The sequence below is a fragment of the Kitasatospora sp. NPDC041917 genome (assembly GCF_055589745.1).
In genome coordinates, this window is sequence record NZ_JBVJBI010000009.1 from 136,775 (window position 1) to 152,871 (window position 16,097).

Genomic DNA, 16,097 nt, shown 5'->3' on the forward strand with positions numbered 1-16,097 from the left:
CGGCACGGACGGTGGCAGAACGGAGGAGGACGCGATGAGCGTTTCGCTGGCCAAGGGGCAGAAGATCAGCCTGGAGAAGCCGGGGGGTGGGCAGCTGAGCCTGGTCCGGATGGGCCTCGGCTGGAAGGCGGCGGAGCGCAAGGGCTTCCTCGCCAAGCTGCTCGCCGCCGGCCGGGAGATCGACCTGGACGCCTCGGCGGTGCTGTTCGCCCAGGGGCGACCGGTGGACGTGGTGTTCTTCCAACACCTCAACAGCAACGACGGTTCGGTCCGGCACAGCGGGGACAACCTGGTCGGCGGCGCGGGCGACGCGACCGACGACGAGTCGATCACGGTCAACCTGACCACCGTCTCCGCCGAGGTCGACCAGATCGTCTTCACCGTCAACTCCTTCACCGGGCAGACCTTTCAGGAGGTCGAGGCGGCGTTCTGCCGGCTCGTGGACGAGACCACCGGCGTCGAGCTGGCGCGCTACACGCTCACCGGCGGCGGCCCGTACACCGCGCAGATCATGGCCAAGGTGCAGCGCACGGAGACCGGCTGGCAGATGGCCGCGATCGGCCAGCCGGCCAGTGGGCGTACCTTCCAGGACCTGATGCCGGAGCTGGTCAAGCACCTCTGATCGCCCGTGGCGGGTTCCGGCGCCCCGGCGTCAGTCGATGTCGCGGCGCCGGAACCCGACCAGGGCCAGGGCGATCAGGGCGGCCGCGACCAGGGTGAGCACGGCGAGCGGCGTCCAGTCCATCGCGGCCGCCGGGAGCCGGGGCACCCGGCCGTACGGGGAGAGCCGCTCCAGGCCCGCGGGGAGGTCGAGCAGCGGGCCCAGGTAGCCGATCACGAAGGCGTACCCGGGCACCAGCCAGGCCAGCGGCGCGGCCCGGGGCAGCCAGCCGTACACCGCGGCGGCGAAACCCACCGTCACCCACTGGGCCGGCGCGAAGGCCAGTGCCGCGCCGGTCAGCCGCAGGAACGCGCCCGCGTCGCCGCTGGACAGCGCCCCGGCCAGGCCGAAGCCCACGCCCGCCGCCAGCAGGACGGCGGTGGAGCCCAGCAGAGCCGCCGCCAGGTGCCCGCCCAGCCAGGCCGACCGTGACACGCCGGTGGCCAGCACCGGCACCGCCCGTCCGGCGCTCTCCTCGGCACGCGGGCGCAGCGTGGCCAGCACCGCGTGGACGCCGCCGAGCACGGCGACCACCAGCATGGTCAGCGCGGCGTAGGAGTCGGCGAGGGTGTGTCCGCCGAGCCGCTCCAGCGCCTCCCGGATCCGGTCGACGTCCCCCAGCATCGAGTCGGCGTCGCCGAGCAGCGAACCGTACATCGCGCCGACCAGCAGCAGGGCGGCCGCGAAGCCGCCGAACAGACCGCGGTGCAGGCGCAGCGCCAGGCCGAACGGGGTGCCCAGGGCCGGGCCGCCGGTGGCGGGGCCGGGACGGGCGGCGCGCAGGCCGGCGCCGTGGTCGCGGCGGCTGCTGAGCGCGAACCCGGCGGCGGCGGTCGCGGCGGTCAGGGCGAGCGCGGGCAGCAGCGGCCACCAGCGGTCGTCCACGAAGGGGTAGCTGCGCTGCAGCCAGCCGATCGGGGAGGCCCAGGAGAGCGCGCCCGAACCGGCGTCCCCGGCGGCGCGCAGCGCGTACGCGCCGCCGAGCACGGCGAGGGCGAGCCCGGAGGCGGTCCGGGCGTGCGCACCGAGCTGGACGGTGACGGCGGCCACCGCGGCGAACAGCAGCCCGGCGAGGGCGGTCGCGGCGCCGTACAGCGCCGATCCGCCGGCGGTGAGGCCGGGGACGCCCAGCGCGGGCAGGCCGGCCGCGAGCAGCAGGCCGAGCGCGAGGTCGGCGACGGCGGCGGTGGCCAGGGCGGCGGCGAGCGGGGCGTGCCGGCCGACGGCGGCCGAGCGGAGCAGTTCGGCGCGGCCGCTCTCCTCCTCGGCCCGGGTGTGCCGGGTGACGGTGAGGACGCTCAGCAGCCCGGCCAGGACGGCCAGCAGACCGAGCATCCGGTGGCCGAGCATGGCGCCCCAGGTGTAGTCGGCCAGGTAGTGGGCCGGTCCGCTCATCGCGAGCATCGCCGGGTTGTCCGAGCCGTGGGCGATGGAGGCGCGGTCGGCGGCGGTCGGGTAGAGGGTGTGGACGCTGTTGGCGGTGGACAGGGTGACCAGCCAGAGGCCGAGCACCCAGGCGGACAGCCGCAGCCGGTCGCGGCGCAGGGCGAAGCGGAGCAGCGTGGTGGTGCCGGCCAGGGTGGTGCGGGTCGCCGTGCGGCGAGGGGCGGCGGCGCGGCCGGTGACCGGTTCGGCGGCGGTGGCGGTCATCGCAGGGCCTCGCCGTGGGCGCGGTGCCCGTCGGCGGCCGGCTCGTCGCCGTAGTGGCGCAGCATGAGCTCCTCCAGCGTGGGCGGGTGGCTGAGCAGGCCGCGCAGTCCGGCCGCGCTCAGGAGCCGTACCGCGGCGTCGAGTTGGGCGCCGTCCACGGCGAACCGGACCCGGTCGCCCTCGGTGTGCAGGCCGTGCACGCCGGTCAGCGCCTCCAGTCCGGGGACCGGGCGCAGGGTCCGGGCCTCGACGGTGGTGCGGGTGAGGTGGCGCAGCTCGTCGAGGGAGCCGCTCTGCACGACCCGGCCGTGCCGGACGATGCTGACCCGGTCGCCCAGCTTCTCCACCTCGTCCAGGATGTGGCTGGAGAGCAGGACGGTGCGGCCGTCCTCCTTGGCCCGGCGCACGACGTCCTGGAAGACCACCTCCATCAGCGGGTCGAGGCCGGAGGTCGGCTCGTCGAGCAGCAGCAACTCGGCGTCGGAGGCGAGCGCGGCGACGATGGCGACCTTCTGCCGGTTGCCCTTGGAGTAGCTGCGGCCCTTCTTGGTCGGGTCGAGGGCGAAGCGCTCGATCAGCTCGTCGCGGCGGCGGCGGTCGAGCCGGCCGCGCAGCCGGGAGAGCAGGTCGATGGCCTCGCCGCCGGTGAGGTTGGGCCAGAGCTCGACGTCGCCGGGCACGTGGGCGAGGCGGCGGTGCAGCTCGACGGCGTCGTGCCACGGGTCCTTGCCGAGCATGCGGGCGCTGCCGCCGTCGGCGCGCAGCAGGCCGAGCAGGACGCGGATGGTCGTGGACTTCCCGGATCCGTTGGGCCCGAGGAAGCCGTGGACCTCGCCGGTTTCGACGGTGAGGTCGAGGCCGTCCAGCGCGGTGGTCCGGCCGAAGGTCTTGCGGAGGCCGGACAGGGTGATGGCCTTGGTCATGGTTGTGAAGCTATCGTAGTTTCAGAAAAACGTGAATATTGGGAAGCGTTAAAGTTCGACAGGGACGAGTGATCACCGGAAAGGGGCTCAGGGTGGTGCAGGGAACGAAGGGGCCGGGGGAGCCCGAGGAGGAGCGCGAGGACAAGGCGCTGTCGGACTTCGTCGAGCGCTTCGCCGCGGAGCTGGTGGTCGCGGGCATGGGCCGGATGCCGTCCCGGATCTTCTCCTGCCTGATGGCGGAGGAGAGCGGAGTGCTCACCTCCGCCGAACTCTCCGAACGGCTGCGGATCAGCCCGGCGGCCGTGTCCGGCGCGATGCGCTACCTGATCCAGGTCGGCCTGGTCGCCAAGGAGCGCGAGCCCGGCTCCCGGCGGGACCGCTACCGGGTGCTCAACGACGTCTGGTTCGAGTCGCTGACCCGGCGCGACGAGATCATGCTGCGCTGGATCCGGGTGCTGCGCGACGGCGAGGCCACCGTCGGCGCCGGCACCGTGGCGGGGGAGCGGCTGGCGGAGAGCGCAGCCTTCTTCGAGTTCATGATCGACGAGCTGCACGGGATGCTCGGCCGCTGGCGCGAGCACCGCGCGGCCGGTACGCGGTAGCGGGTCGGCCCGGCGCGGAGCGTCGGCACGGGGTGCGTTCTGCGGCGGGAAGACCGCGCTCACCGGCCCGGTGGAGATCCACCCCCGCGCCGGGGAGCCGCTGCCGACGGTCGGTCGGTGCTGCTCGGTGTTCGACTCCGGGGGCCGGGACGAGGCCGGGAGGTCGCGACAAGCCGGGGCAGGGCCGTCCGTGACGAGCCGTGGGGCGCGGTTCCCGGGAAGGAACCGCGCCCCTCGGGTCACTTCGTCGGGGCCGCCGACGGCGAGAACGCGGAGCCGGGGGTGGTGCCGGCGGCCGCCCCCGGGGTCTGGGTCGCGGTCGGGCCGGGGGTGGGGCAGCCCGGGAGGGGCGTTGCCGTCGGGGTGCCGGTGGGCGTGGCGGTCGGCGACGGGGAGCCCGTCGGGGTGGGCGTGCCGGTGGGCGTGGCCGACGGGTCCGGGCAGGTGGTGGGCGTACCGGTCGGGGTGCCCGTGGGCGTGCCGGTCGGGGTCGCCGTCGGGGAGGTGCCGCCGCTCGGGGTGGTCGTCGGCGTCGCGGAGGGCGAGGCCGAACCGCCGGGCGTGGGCGTGGCGGTGGCGCTCGGGGTCGTCGTCGGCTGGGCGCTCGGCGACTGCTCCGGGGCGGGCGTGACCGGTACGGTCGGCTGCGGGTCCGTACTGGGCGCGGTCGTGGTCGGGCCACCGCCCCCGGGGAGGCTCGGGAGCCCCGGCGGGTTCGGCGTGGGCAGCGAGGTGGGCGGGACCGGGGACCCGGGGCGGTTCGGGACGGTGGTCACCGTGCCGCTGCCGTAGTGCGCCATCCAGTTGCGCACCGTCCGCAGGTACTCGCCCGAGTTGTTGTAGCTGAGCACCGCCCGGTCGAGCTGCGCCGGGTCGGCGAGGTCGCGGCCGCCCGCGCACAGGTAGCGGCCGGCCGTCTCGGCGGCGTCGAAGACGTTGTTCGGGTCGGCCTTGCCGTCGCCGTTGGCGTCCACGCCCCAGGAGGCCCAGGTGGACGGGATGAACTGCATCGGCCCGACGGCGCGGTCCCAGCGGGAGTCGCCGTCGTAGCGGCCGCCGTCGGTGTCGGATATCGCGGCGAAGCCGTTGCCGTCCAGCGCCGGGCCGAGGATCGGCGTCAGGGTCGTGCCGGCGGCGTCCACCCGGCCGCCGTTGGCCTGGCCGGACTCGACCTGGCCGATCGCGGCGAGCAGTTGCCAGGGCAGGTGGCAGCCCGGCGAACGCTGCGCCAGCGAGGCCTCGGCCTGGCGGTAGGCGGCGAGGACGGTGGCGGGCAGTGCGGGGCCGGTGGCCGCGAACGGGCCGGCCGAGGGCAGGCCGGGCAGCGTGCCGGGCGGCTGCGGGAGCTGGACGGTGCCGCCGCCGTCGGCCGGGATGCCGGTGCCGAAGGTGCCGGGGACGTCCGTCGAGGGGCTGCCGTCGGGCAGGGAACGGCCGACGCCCTGGCCGTCGGCGCCGTTCGCCGGACCGGCGTCGGCGACCGCGACCGGGGCGAGCCCGATGCCCGTCACCTGAGAACCGGTCAGCGCGGCCAGTGCGACGAAGGCCGCCGCCGTGCCCGTGAGCCGCTTGCCGATCCGGAGCTTCCGTCCGCCCTCGGCCTTGCCGATCCGCACCGTCATCCGCTACCCCTCCCCGTCGCCGCCCGGACCATCCCGGAACGGTTGAGCTGTCGTCATCGTGCCCGTCCGGCCGAGGGCCGGGCCCGCCGCCGGGACGATTAGTATCACGACGATCTGACAGGGACAGGGTGACCGGGAGGCCGACCGGGGCCCTCCGAGGGGTTAACTCGGCACTTCAGCGGGGGTGCGGCCGGGTGCCGCGCCGTTCCGGGGCCCCGTCGCCGGCCGCCCCCCTTCCGCCGTCCAGTGCCAACTCACCTTTCGGTGACGAAAGTTGACTGAAGGTCCACCGCGGTGGGACGGGCGCTCCCGGGCGCCGGAACGGCGGTTCGGAGCACAGGGGTGGTGCGTGCGCGGTGTTTCGGGCTCCCCGGCGGCGCCCACCGCCCGCCCTCCTGACCTGCCGGAACGTCGGGCGCCCGGCCCGGCGCCCCCTACCAGGGCGGGCGCCGGGGCGCCAGGGCGCCGCCCCGACTCGGCCCTGGACGGGTGACGTTCTGGTGAAAGTGGGCATGCCAGGAATCACCGCCCGGCATGCTGTGCCGCGTGATGATGCGGATGGAGGTCCAGACCGTGAGCGCGAACCTGCCGGAGACCCTCGCCGAGGGAGCGGTCGTCCTGCCGGCGCCCCCTCGGGTGGTGGACGACCTGGCCCGTGACCTGACCCAGGCCGCCGCGGCCGTCCGGGCGGTGTCGCGCGCCCGTCGCACCGGTGGGGACGTCGCGGTCGCCGCCTACACCGCCGTGGTGTGCACCGGGCGGTCGGCCGCCACCGTCCTGGAGGAGGCCGCCGCCTGGTGCCGGCAGGCCCCCGAGGCCGAGGTGCACTCGCTGGCCTGGGCGCGGGTGCCGGGCCACCGGGAGGACGTCCACGAGTACCGCGTCACCCTGGCCGTCAGCTTCCCCGACGGCGAGACCGGCGAGCACCTCGGCGACACCCACCACGCCTGCCGCTGACGCGTATGATCACCCCATGACTGTGGGGGACACGAACGAGATGGTGAAGAGCCCGACCGGCGAGGCGGACGACGCGACCGCGGGGGAGCGGGCCGACGGCCCGCGGGAGCTCTCGCGGCCCGCGGCCGTCGCGGTCACCGTGCTCGCGGCGGTGTGCGGTGCGGCGGTGCTGCTGGCCGTGTTCCACTGGCTGGGCTGGTCCGTGCCGTGGATCGGCTGGATCGTCGCCAAGGCCGGGATCAAGCTCGCCGTCGGGGGCTTCGCCGGGCTGGCGGTCGGGCTCTCCTGGCTCCGGGCCAGGCTGCGTTCCCGGCCCGGGAGTTGAGCACCCGGTTGGTCAACCGGCCTGCGGCGAGGGGCAGGTGAGGTCGCGAGCGGGCGCCTCGCCGTCCAGCAGGTACCGCTCGACCACCCCGCTGACGCAGGTGTTGGACGTGGGGTACTGGCCGTGGTCGCCGCTCCCGGTGACGGTGACCAGCCTGGAGCCGCGCAGCGCGCGATGCGCGCCGAGCGCCGCCTCGTAGTACGTCGCCGGATCGTGCACCGAGTTGAGCATCAGCGTGGTCGGCAGGTGGGCGCCCGTCACCTTGACCTCCGGCGCCGGGGCGACCGGCCACGCGGCGCAGACCGCGCTGAAGGCGAGCGTCCGGGCGCCGGCCAGCGGCCAGCGGGCGGTGTTCTCGGCGCCGCGCTCGATCCAGGTGTCCAGGTCCCTGGTCCACGGGGTGTCGTTGCAGGTCACGGCGAAGTACTCGGCGAGGAACTCCGGGGAGAGGTAGCTGCCGAAGACCTTCGCGGCCGCCGCCCTGGTCGCCGGGTCGAGGCCCTGCCAGTTGTCGACGGCGGCCAGGATCCGGGCCAGCTCCGGGAAGTCGGACGCCCGGTAGATCGCCGACATGGCGAGGCTGTCCAACTGGTTCGGGCCGATCGTCACCGAGCCCTCGACGATGGGGGAATCGTGCAGCGCGGCGCGCCGCTGCTCCCAGTGCGCCCGCACCTGCTCCGGCGTCGAGCCCCAGTGGTAGGTGGTGTCCCGCGCCGCGAGCCAGGGCACGAAGTCCTCGTCGAAGCGGCGCTGGAAGCTCATCGGCTGGCCCAGCTCGTACGTCTCCCAGGTGCCGTCGAAGCCGATGTTGCTGTCCAGCACCATCCGTTCGACCCGGTGCGGGAAGAGCGTCGCGTAGTAGGCGCCGATCATCGAGGCGTAGGAAGGACCGTAGTAGCCGATCTTGCGCTCGCCGAGCAGGCCGCGGAAGAGGTCGATGTCGCGGGCGGTCTGCTCGGTGGTCAGGTAGGGGATCAGGTCGCCGCTGCGCTCCTGGCAACTGGCGGCCAGTTTCCTGGAGTTGGCGATGACTCGGTCGATCGCGGCGGGGGACTGGTCGCGGTAGTCGCCGGCCAGGAACTCCTGCATCTCCGCCTCGGTCTGGCAGACCGCCTTGGTGCTCTCGCCGACCCCGCGCTGGTCGAAGCCGACGATGTCGTACGCGGCGGCGACCGCCGGGGCGCCGGCGGCCAGATTGGCCGGGCGCAGCAGGCCGGTGCCGCCGGGGCCGCCGGCCGCCATCAGCAGGGTGCCCTTGCGCTCGGCCGGGCCGGTGGCGCGGTGCCGGGAGACGGCGATGGTCAGATCGGCGCCGACACCGGGGTGGTGCCAGTCGCGCGGGGCGGTCATGGTGGCGCAGTCCAGGGCGGGCTGCCGGGCGCAGGGCTGCCAGTTCAGCGTCTGGTGGGTGTAGCGGGCGGGCGCCGGGGCGGCGTCGCCCGGGTCGCGGCCGGTGGCGGCGCCCGCGGTGGTGGGCACGGCCAGGCCGGCCAGGACGGCGGCCGCCACGGCCAGGGCGGCGCGACGGGCGTGCCGGGCGCGGGGCGGGGCGGCTTCGGTGCGCTGGGCTGCGGTCTTGGTCTTGCTCTTGGTCTCAGGCTCGGTCACGGGAACGATCCTGTCCGGCCCCGGCCTGATGATCGATCATCCCCACTACCGTCTTCGGGGTGGTGCTGGGTGCACCCCCGCCGTGGCGGGGGCTCCAGGCGGTCGAGCGCTCAGTAGGCGGCGGTGAACCGGGCCCGGCGGTGGACGGGCTGTTCGGCCTCGTCGAGGAGCGCGACGGCGAGGTCCTCCATGGAGATCGCCGAGTTGCCCTCGGCGTCGACCAGCAGGTCGTCGTGGCCGGTCCGGAACCGGCCGGTGCGCACGCCGGGTTCCAGGAGCGCGGCCGGGCTCAGGTAGGTCCAGTCGACGTCCGGGCCGACGGCACGGTAGAGGCCGAGCTGCTCGTCGCAGGCCTGGGCGATCGGCCGGATCTCGTCGGGGAAACCGGGGCTGTCGACCAGGGTGGTCCCGCCGTCGCCCGGGACGAGCAGGCTGCCCGCGCCGCCGACGGCCAGCAGCCGTACGCCGGTGCCGGCGATCCCGGCCAGCAGGCCCTTGGTGGCGACGGCCAGTTCGTGCTCGCTGCCGGGCAGCGGACGGGTGGCGGTGATCACCACGTCCTGTCCGGCCGCGATCCGGGCGACGTCCTCGGGGTCGCGGGCGTCGCCGACGACCAGGGCGGCGGCGGACGGCAGGCCGTGCGGCTTCGCCGGGTCCCGTACGACGGCGGTGACCTGGTGGCCGCGGGCCAGGGCCTCGGCCACGACCCGGCTGCCGACGTTGCCGGTGGCGCCGAAAACGGTGATGCGCATGGGGTACTCCCTGTAGGTGGTGGGGATCGGTGGTGGTGGGGAACGGTGGGATCGGTGGGTGCGGGAACGGTGTCGGTGGGACGGGGTCAGGCGTTCTCGCGGACGGGCCGCGGGGTGTCCGCCGGCCCGGTTCCGGGTGCCGGCTCGGGCGCGGTGCGGGTCCGTCGGGTCTGGGCGGCGATCAGTGAGCCGAGCACGACCAGCGCGCCGAACGCCTGGAGCGGGCTGAGGTCCTGGCCGAGCGCCAGCCAGCCGAGCAGGGTGGCGACCACCGGGCTGAGCAGCGAGAGGAAGGAGACCGAGGTCGGCGGCAGCGCGCGCAGCCCCCGGAACCAGAGCGCATAGGTGACGGCCGCGCCGATCAGGCACAGGTAGGTGTAGCCGAGCACGTTGGCGAGCGTGTAGTGGGACGGCGGCGCGCCCTCGGAGAGCAGCGTGACCGGCACCAGCAGCAGTCCGCCGGCCGTGAGCTGCCAGCCGGTGGTGGCGAGCATCGGCGCGGGGGAGACCCAGCGCTTGGAGAGGACGATGCCGGCGGCCATCACCACGGCGCCGCCGAGCGCGGCGAGCACCCCGATCGCGTCCAGCTGGGCGTTGGCCCGCAGCACCAGCAGGCTGACGCCCGCGACGCCCGCGATGCCGGACAGCACGGTGCGCAGGGTGAGCCGGTCGCCGAGGACCAGGGCCGAGAGCCCGGCGGTGACCAGCGGCTGGACGGCGCCGACGGTGGCCGCGATGCCGCCGGGCAGACGGTAGGCGGCGATGAAGAGCAGGGCCTGGAACACCCCGATGTTGAGGGCGCCGAGGACCAGCGAACGCCACCACCAACTGCCCTGTGGCAGCCGGCGGGTGAGGGCGACGAGGAGCAGCCCCGCGGGCAGGCAGCGGATGACGGCGGCGAGCAGCGGGCGGCCGGGCGGCAGGAGTTCGGTGGTGACCAGATAGGTCGTGCCCCAGACCGCCGGGGCGAGGGCCGTCAGCAGGACGAGGGCGAGGCGATTTCTTAGCACTAAGGCAATATATCTCAGCGCTAAGGCATTCTTCACCGCATCGAGTGAGTGATGTGGCTCACAGTTACCTCACCACTAAGGAATCTACTGGGGATCGCCTACCCTGAACCCGTGGCAGATCATGTGGACCGTGTCGTCGCGCAATGGGGTGCCGAGCGCCCCGACCTGGACGTCTCCCCGATGGAGGTGTTCGGCCGGCTCAAACGCCTCTACCGGCTGGTGGACGCGGCACTCAACCGCACCTTCGCCGAGCACGGACTGGACGCCGCCTCCTTCGACGTGCTCGCCACCCTCAAGCGCAGCGGCCCGCCCTACCGCCTCACCCCCTCCGGACTGATGCAGTCCGCGATGGTCACCTCCGGTGCCATCACCCAGCGGCTGGACCGACTGGAGGCCCGCGGCCTGGTCACCCGGACCCGCAGCGACCAGGACGGCCGCAGCCGCGAGGTCGCCCTCACCCCCGAGGGGCACGCCCTGATCGACCGCGCGCTGCCCGACCACCTCGCCACCGAGCACCGGATGCTGGCGGGCCTCGACGAGGCGCAGCGGACGGCGTTCGTCGAGGTGATGCGCACCCTGCTGGCGGACTTCGGGGACAGCCCGGAGTAGCCCGGCCGGTGCCCGTCCCGACCCGAGCCGTCCTGCGTGGCGACTACGGGGTGACCGCCACCGCCTTGAAGAAGGCGTAGTGGAACGTCCCGCCCGGCCCGGCCGCACGGCGCAGCTCCGCGATGCCCCGGTCGAAGTCCTCCGGGGTGGTCAGCCCGGCGGCCACCGCGTCCGCGCGGACGGACTCGACCATCGCGACGAAGGTCCGCCGGGTGAACCCCTCCACCAGAGCCGGGTCGGCCTCGTCGGCGTAGACCGTGCGCGGGCGGACCGACACCCGGGTGAAGCCGGCCGCGGTCAGCAGCGGGTGGAGGCGGCGGCCGAGCAGGCCGTCGCCGCCCGCCAGGGCCTGCAGCCGGACGAGGTGGTCGACGGTGCGCCGGGCCGCCGGGCTCTCCGGGTGGAAGAAGGCCGAGCCGTGGTCCCCCTCGATCACCGTGATCGTCCCGCCCGGCCGCAGCACCCGGCGCAGCGCCGCCAGCCCGGCCGTCGGGTCGGGCAGGTGCTCCAGCACGAAGCACAGGAAGACGTGGTCGAACGAGGCGTCCGGGAACGGCAGCCGGTGCAGGTCGCCGTGGTGCCAAGTGACGTCCGCGGCGGGTGCCTGTGCGGCGACCCGGGCGCGGGCCCGGGCCAGCGACTCCGCCGAGAGGTCTGCCGCCGTCAGCCGGATCCCCGGGTTGCCGGCCAGCAGGTGCACGGTCTGCGCCCCCACCCCGCAGCCCGCCTCCAGCACCCGGCTGCCGGCCGGGTACGCGGTGCCCGCGTGCAGCAGGTCGGCGAGGGTGTCGGCCTGGTCGCCGAGGCGCCGCGCCTCGGTCCGCGCGTAGCCGTGGACGTAGCCGGGGTGGTCGTCGGGGCGCTCGTCGGGGCGCTCCGATGCCGCTGTCCCCGGGGTCATGGGCGATTCCGTGGTCGTGGGCGTTTCCGTGAGCATGGGTGTTTCCGTGGTCATGGCCCCACCCTCGCCGCCACTATGGTCCGGTGAACAGGTCCAAAGCCGAGGCATTCGACCGGTCCAAAGAGGCCGGCGCCGACTTCCTGCAGCTCGACACGGCCGATGCCCCGCCCGGCGGGCTCACCGACTGGCTGACCCGCCGGCTGCGCGAGGCCGTCGCCGACGGGCGGCTTCCGGTCGGCAGCAGGCTGCCCGCCGGCCGGGTGCTGGCGGCCGAACTCGGGGTCTCCCGCGGTGTGGTGACCGACGCCTACCAGCGCCTCGCCGAGGAGGGACAGGTCGTCGGCCGCGGGCGGGGCGGCACGGTCGTGGTCGCGGCCCCCGCGGCCCCCGCGGCGCCGCACCGGGCGCCCGCGGCGGAGCCACCGCGCCCGGCGCCCGCGCTGTTCCGGGCCGATCCCGACCCCGAGGTCTTCGACCTGCTGCGCGGAACCCCCGCCCGGATCGACCTCACCCCCGGCGTGCCCGACCTCGCGGCCTTCCCCCGCGCCGCCTGGCTGCGCGCCGAACGCGCCGTCCTCGACGACCTGGCCGCCTCCGACCTCGGCTACGGCGACCTGCGCGGCACCCCGGCCCTGCGCCGGGCCGTCGCCCACTGGCTGGCCCGCAACCGGGGCATCCGCGCCGACCCGGACGAGGTGCTGATCGTCGCCGGCACGGCCCAGGCGCTCGCGCTGCTCGGCCGGGCCCTCGGCCGGGCCGGCATCGGCGAGGTCGCGGTCGAGGACCCGGGCTCCCTCGGCGCCCGGCAGCACCTCGCCCACTGGCTCGCCGCCACCCCGCCGGTCCCGGTCGACGCCGAGGGCATCCGGGTCGACGCGCTGCGCGCCACCGGCGCCCCGGCCGTCCTGCTCACCCCCGCCCACCAGTACCCGACCGGCGTCGTACTGGGCGGTGACCGGCGGCGCGAACTGCTGCGCTGGGCGGGGGAGGGCGGCCTGGTCATCGAGGACGACTACGACGCCGAGCACCGCTACGACCGGCCGCCCGTCCCGGCCCTGCGCGCCGCCCTGCCGGACCGGGTCTGTTACGCGGGCAGCATCTCGAAGCTGCTCGCCCCGGCGTTGCGCACCGGTTGGCTGCTGGTCCCGGCCCGGCTGCGGGACGCCGTCCTGGACGCCAAGCGTTTCGCCGACCTCGGCAACCCGGTCCTGCCCCAGCTGGTGCTCGCCCGGCTGATGGAGTCCGGCGACCTCGACCGCCATCTGCGGCTGCTGCGCCGCCGCCACCGCCGCCGCCGGGACGCCATGATCGCCGCCATCCGCACCCATCTGCCGGGAGCCACCGTGCACGGCGCGGCGGCGGGCCTCCACCTGATGCTGACGCTTCCGGAGGCACCCGGCCGCACCGACACCGAGCTGGCCGCCGCCGCCCTGGCCGAGGGGGTCAAGGTGCAGCCGCTGTCCTGGCACGCCCGACTTCCGTACCCGCCGGGCCTGGTGCTCGGGTACGCGGCGGGTTCGACGGCGGAGATCGCCGAGGGGCTCGCCGTCCTGGGGCGGCTGGTCCGGCGTTCGTCGTCGGTGTGAGGACGATGAGGATATTAAGGCTGATTATCGGATGAATCTGGTGCAGGGGGGAGTGCCCCGCCGCACCCCTGGGTACGTTGACATGCCGAAGTCAAATGTCGGCCCGGGAGGCGTGATGGCCCTGTTCCGAAGTGTCGCCCAGTTCGGGGCGGTGCTGGCCGTGATGGGGATCGCGCTCGGTCCGGTGCCGCTCGGCGCGCCCGCCCGGCCGCACGGTGCTCCAGGCGTTGTGGGCACTCCGGGCGTTGCGGGTACTCCGGGTGCTCCGAACGAGAGGGGTGCGGCGATGGCCGGCCAGGAGCAGGAGGACGCGCGGGCGCTCGCCGGGCGGCGGATCGTGCTGTCGTACCCCGGTCCGACGCCGCCGGCCGGGGTGCTCCGGGCGATCCGGGAGGGCCGGGCCGCCGGGGTGATCCTGTTCGGTGAGAACGTCACGAGTCCGGAGCAGCTCGCGGAGTCGGTCGCGGAACTGAAACAGGCCGCGGCCGAGGCGCCGCACCCGCGCACCCTGCTGCTGATGACCGACCAGGAGGGCGGCAAGGTCCGTCGGCTGCCCGGTGCGCCCGAACTCTCCGCCCGCCGCGTCGGGTTGGCGCCGGACCCGCTCGCCGCGGCCGCGGAATCCGGGGCCGGCGCCGCCCGGACCCTCGCCGACGCCGGGCTGAACCTCAACCTCGCCCCGGTGCTCGACGTCTACGACAAGCCGGACAACTTCATCGACCACCCCGAGCGCTCCTACGGCCAGGACCCGGCCAAGGTGGCGGAGTTGGGCAGCGCCTTCCTCACCGCCCAGCAGGGCCTCGGCGTGGCCGCGACCGCCAAGCACTTCCCCGGCCTCGGCGCCGCGCCCCGGGGGGAGAACACCGACGAGCGCCCCGTCACCCTGAACGTCCCGCTGTCGCAGCTCCGCTCCCGGGGCGAGGCCCCGTACCGGGCGGCCGTCGCGGCGGGCGTGCGGCTGGTGATGGCCTCGTGGGCGGTCTACCCGGCGCTGGACCCGGACCACCCGGCAGGGTTCTCGTCCACGATCATCCAGGGCGAGCTGCGCGGCCGGCTCGGCTTCGACGGCGTGACCGTCACCGACGCCATGGAGGCGGAGGCGCTCGCCCCGTACGGCGGCACCGGCGACCGGGCGCTGGCCGCCGCCGAGGCCGGGATGGACCTGCTGCTCTGCTCCGCCCGGGACCCCCGGCAGGGCGAGGAGGCCACCGAGGCGCTGGCCGCCGCGCTGGACGACGGCCGCCTGGACCGGCACGCCTTCGCCGAGGCCGTGGCCCGGGTCGACGCCCTGCGCGGCTCGCTGGGGTGAGCCGACGGGGCCGGTCGGTGCCGTCCGGCACGGCGCCGCGAGGCGGGGCGGGGCCGGCCGCGGGGTGGGGTGGCGTCGGCGGGCAGGGGCGGCGGTGGTCCGCTCCCCGGGCTCCCGTCCGGGCGGGTGATGCCGGGGCGCGGAAGGCCCCGGCCGGTCACCGGTCGAGCAGGGTGCGCAGGTCGATGACGCGGTAGCCGCGGGCGCGGGCGCCGTCGAGGATGCGGGGCAGCGCCTCGGCGTCGAGGCAGGTGTCGGGTCCGTCCTCCTCCGAGGCGCCGACGTGCAGTTGGAGGACGGCGCCCGGGGTGAGCGCGGCGAGGGCGCGCTCGACCGCGCGGTCCGCCGTCATGCCGTGGGCGGGGCCCAGGTAGCCGTTGGTGTCGGCGGTGAATTCGAGGTCGGCGTAGCCGAGCCGGTTGACGGTGGCGATGCCTTCCGGCGTGGTCGCGCTGTACGGGAAGCGGAAGAACGGCAGGGGTTCGGTCCCGGCGGCGCGGCGGATCGCGGTGTCGGCGCGGCGCACCTCGGCGCGGGCCCGGTCGGCGTCGAGGGTGGAGAAGTCGGGGTGGCTGTAGGAGTGGTTGCCGAGGCCGTGCCCGGCGGCGGCGATCGCGCGGACGGCGCGGGGATGGCGGTCGGCGAAGTCGCCGGTCGGGAAGAAGGTGGCGGGGGCGTCGCGGTCGCGCAGGACGGCGAGGACGGTGTCCAGCCCGGTCTCGTTCCAGGCGGCGTTGAAGGTGAGGGCGAGGACGCGTTCCGCGGTGGGCAGGCGGCGGATCTCGGCGCCCATGAGCGTGGCCGGCGGCGAGGCGGCGGCCAGCAGCGCGAGGAGGACGAGTACGGCCGCGGCGGCGGCCCCGGTGGCGGTTCGGATGCGGTTCATCCGGGCTCAACGTGGGCGTTGCCTGGGAGGGTGCGGAAGTTCGGCCGTTCGAGGGTGATTGCGCCATCGAAGGTCTGCTTTCGGACGAGGCCTCGTATCCAAGGGTAAATCGGCGTCAGCGCATAGGAATCGCATGGCAAAGTTCCTGTCGTGGGCCTATGAAATGTCATATGTGCCACGCCACCTGTCCCAGTCCGTCCGTCCCCTCCAAGGAGGAACCCATGAACCGGATCGCCCGGATCGCCGCCGGCGCCGTCGGTGCCGCCGCCCTGCTCTCGGCCCCCGTCCCCGCGTTCGCCGCGGCCCCGGCCGTCGCCACCACCACCGTCACCACCTGCGGCTCCTACAGCCTCCAGGCGGGCCTGGCCACGTACGCCTGCGCCGACGTGACCGGTGACGGCGTCGCGATCTACGGGAAGATCGGCCTGGCCGGTCCGCCGTCCCCGGGCACCCCGTGGCCGCCGGCGCCGAAGGAGCTGGTGACCCACCTGTCGGCCAACGTGACCGGCGGTGCCTCGCTCGGCACGGTGAACGGCCGCACGGTGTTCCAGGTGTCCACGGTGCGGGTCGACGGCATCTCGACCACCGTGCCGTGCGGGTCCACCGTGCACGTGTCCTTTGACGTCGAGGGGTTCTGGAGCGGCCAGGTGCCGGCCACGGTGGATGTGCCTGTAGTCTGCTGACGGCGCGTCACCG

At 75.1% G+C, this 16,097-nt stretch carries 16 protein-coding genes; 8 read left to right on the forward strand and 8 right to left on the reverse strand.

The window, feature by feature from the left end; genetic code table 11:
* The first annotated feature begins 34 nt into the window (after window positions 1–34).
* On the forward strand, window positions 35–622 hold the full coding sequence (locus ACZ6EM_RS13670) for a TerD family protein (protein ID WP_359902675.1): 588 nt from the start codon (window positions 35–37) through the stop codon (window positions 620–622).
* 30 nt (window positions 623–652) lie between these two features.
* Here the strand turns inward: ACZ6EM_RS13670 and ACZ6EM_RS13675 are convergent, their stop codons facing one another.
* Together ACZ6EM_RS13675 and ACZ6EM_RS13680 are read right to left on the reverse strand one after the other, a co-directional pair.
* Entirely contained in the window at window positions 653–2,311 is a 1,659-nt protein-coding gene (locus tag ACZ6EM_RS13675; protein ID WP_465772418.1) for an ABC transporter permease, read from the reverse strand.
* Entirely contained in the window at window positions 2,308–3,234 is a 927-nt protein-coding gene (locus ACZ6EM_RS13680; protein ID WP_465772419.1) for an ABC transporter ATP-binding protein, read from the reverse strand. The genes ACZ6EM_RS13675 and ACZ6EM_RS13680 overlap by 4 nt, the downstream gene beginning before the upstream one ends.
* A gap of 92 nt (window positions 3,235–3,326) precedes the next feature.
* Between ACZ6EM_RS13680 and ACZ6EM_RS13685 the strand changes: the two genes are divergently transcribed.
* The gene (locus ACZ6EM_RS13685) at window positions 3,327–3,836 is read left to right on the forward strand and encodes a GbsR/MarR family transcriptional regulator (protein WP_359902667.1); all 510 of its coding nucleotides are present in this window, start codon (window positions 3,327–3,329) and stop codon (window positions 3,834–3,836) included.
* A 239-nt stretch (window positions 3,837–4,075) separates the two neighbouring features.
* Here ACZ6EM_RS13685 and ACZ6EM_RS13690 read toward each other — a convergent pair whose 3' ends face one another.
* Entirely contained in the window at window positions 4,076–5,458 is a 1,383-nt protein-coding gene (locus ACZ6EM_RS13690) for a lytic transglycosylase domain-containing protein (RefSeq protein WP_465772420.1), read from the reverse strand.
* A gap of 573 nt (window positions 5,459–6,031) precedes the next feature.
* Between ACZ6EM_RS13690 and ACZ6EM_RS13695 the strand changes: the two genes are divergently transcribed.
* Together ACZ6EM_RS13695 and ACZ6EM_RS13700 are read left to right on the forward strand one after the other, a co-directional pair.
* A complete protein-coding gene (locus ACZ6EM_RS13695) occupies window positions 6,032–6,415 on the forward strand; it encodes a hypothetical protein (protein ID WP_359902661.1) in 384 nt (127 codons plus the stop codon).
* A 16-nt stretch (window positions 6,416–6,431) separates the two neighbouring features.
* Window positions 6,432–6,740 (forward strand): hypothetical protein, encoded by a 309-nt coding sequence (locus ACZ6EM_RS13700; RefSeq protein WP_380548841.1) that lies wholly within the window; start codon window positions 6,432–6,434, stop codon window positions 6,738–6,740.
* 12 nt (window positions 6,741–6,752) lie between these two features.
* Here the strand turns inward: ACZ6EM_RS13700 and ACZ6EM_RS13705 are convergent, their stop codons facing one another.
* From ACZ6EM_RS13705 to ACZ6EM_RS13715, 3 genes are all read right to left on the reverse strand, one after another.
* On the reverse strand, window positions 6,753–8,348 hold the full coding sequence (locus ACZ6EM_RS13705) for an alpha/beta hydrolase (RefSeq protein ID WP_401052678.1): 1,596 nt from the start codon (window positions 8,346–8,348) through the stop codon (window positions 6,753–6,755).
* Between the two features lie 110 nt (window positions 8,349–8,458).
* Window positions 8,459–9,100, reverse strand: coding sequence for an NAD(P)-dependent oxidoreductase (locus tag ACZ6EM_RS13710; RefSeq protein WP_465772421.1), 642 nt, complete (start codon window positions 9,098–9,100; stop codon window positions 8,459–8,461).
* A gap of 86 nt (window positions 9,101–9,186) precedes the next feature.
* Window positions 9,187–10,110: an EamA family transporter gene (locus ACZ6EM_RS13715; protein WP_380548833.1), complete on the reverse strand. Its 924-nt coding sequence runs from the start codon at window positions 10,108–10,110 to the stop codon at window positions 9,187–9,189.
* 111 nt (window positions 10,111–10,221) lie between these two features.
* On the opposite strand from ACZ6EM_RS13715, the gene ACZ6EM_RS13720 reads away from it, so the two are divergent.
* The gene (locus ACZ6EM_RS13720; RefSeq protein WP_380351361.1) at window positions 10,222–10,719 is read left to right on the forward strand and encodes a MarR family winged helix-turn-helix transcriptional regulator; all 498 of its coding nucleotides are present in this window, start codon (window positions 10,222–10,224) and stop codon (window positions 10,717–10,719) included.
* Between the two features lie 43 nt (window positions 10,720–10,762).
* Here the strand turns inward: ACZ6EM_RS13720 and ACZ6EM_RS13725 are convergent, their stop codons facing one another.
* The gene (locus tag ACZ6EM_RS13725; RefSeq protein WP_465772422.1) at window positions 10,763–11,620 is read right to left on the reverse strand and encodes a methyltransferase domain-containing protein; all 858 of its coding nucleotides are present in this window, start codon (window positions 11,618–11,620) and stop codon (window positions 10,763–10,765) included.
* 83 nt (window positions 11,621–11,703) lie between these two features.
* On the opposite strand from ACZ6EM_RS13725, the gene pdxR reads away from it, so the two are divergent.
* Both pdxR and ACZ6EM_RS13735 read left to right on the forward strand, forming a co-directional pair.
* Window positions 11,704–13,206 (forward strand): MocR-like pyridoxine biosynthesis transcription factor PdxR, encoded by a 1,503-nt coding sequence (pdxR, locus tag ACZ6EM_RS13730; protein ID WP_465772423.1) that lies wholly within the window; start codon window positions 11,704–11,706, stop codon window positions 13,204–13,206.
* A gap of 286 nt (window positions 13,207–13,492) precedes the next feature.
* On the forward strand, window positions 13,493–14,515 hold the full coding sequence (locus ACZ6EM_RS13735) for a glycoside hydrolase family 3 N-terminal domain-containing protein (RefSeq protein WP_401050773.1): 1,023 nt from the start codon (window positions 13,493–13,495) through the stop codon (window positions 14,513–14,515).
* Window positions 14,516–14,672: 157 nt separating this feature from the next.
* On the opposite strand, the gene ACZ6EM_RS13740 is transcribed toward ACZ6EM_RS13735, so the two are convergent.
* Complete coding sequence (locus ACZ6EM_RS13740) at window positions 14,673–15,401, reverse strand: polysaccharide deacetylase family protein (protein ID WP_465772424.1); 729 nt, start codon at window positions 15,399–15,401, stop codon at window positions 14,673–14,675.
* A 221-nt stretch (window positions 15,402–15,622) separates the two neighbouring features.
* On the opposite strand from ACZ6EM_RS13740, the gene ACZ6EM_RS13745 reads away from it, so the two are divergent.
* On the forward strand, window positions 15,623–16,084 hold the full coding sequence (locus ACZ6EM_RS13745) for a hypothetical protein (protein ID WP_359902635.1): 462 nt from the start codon (window positions 15,623–15,625) through the stop codon (window positions 16,082–16,084).
* Window positions 16,085–16,097: the final 13 nt, after the last annotated feature.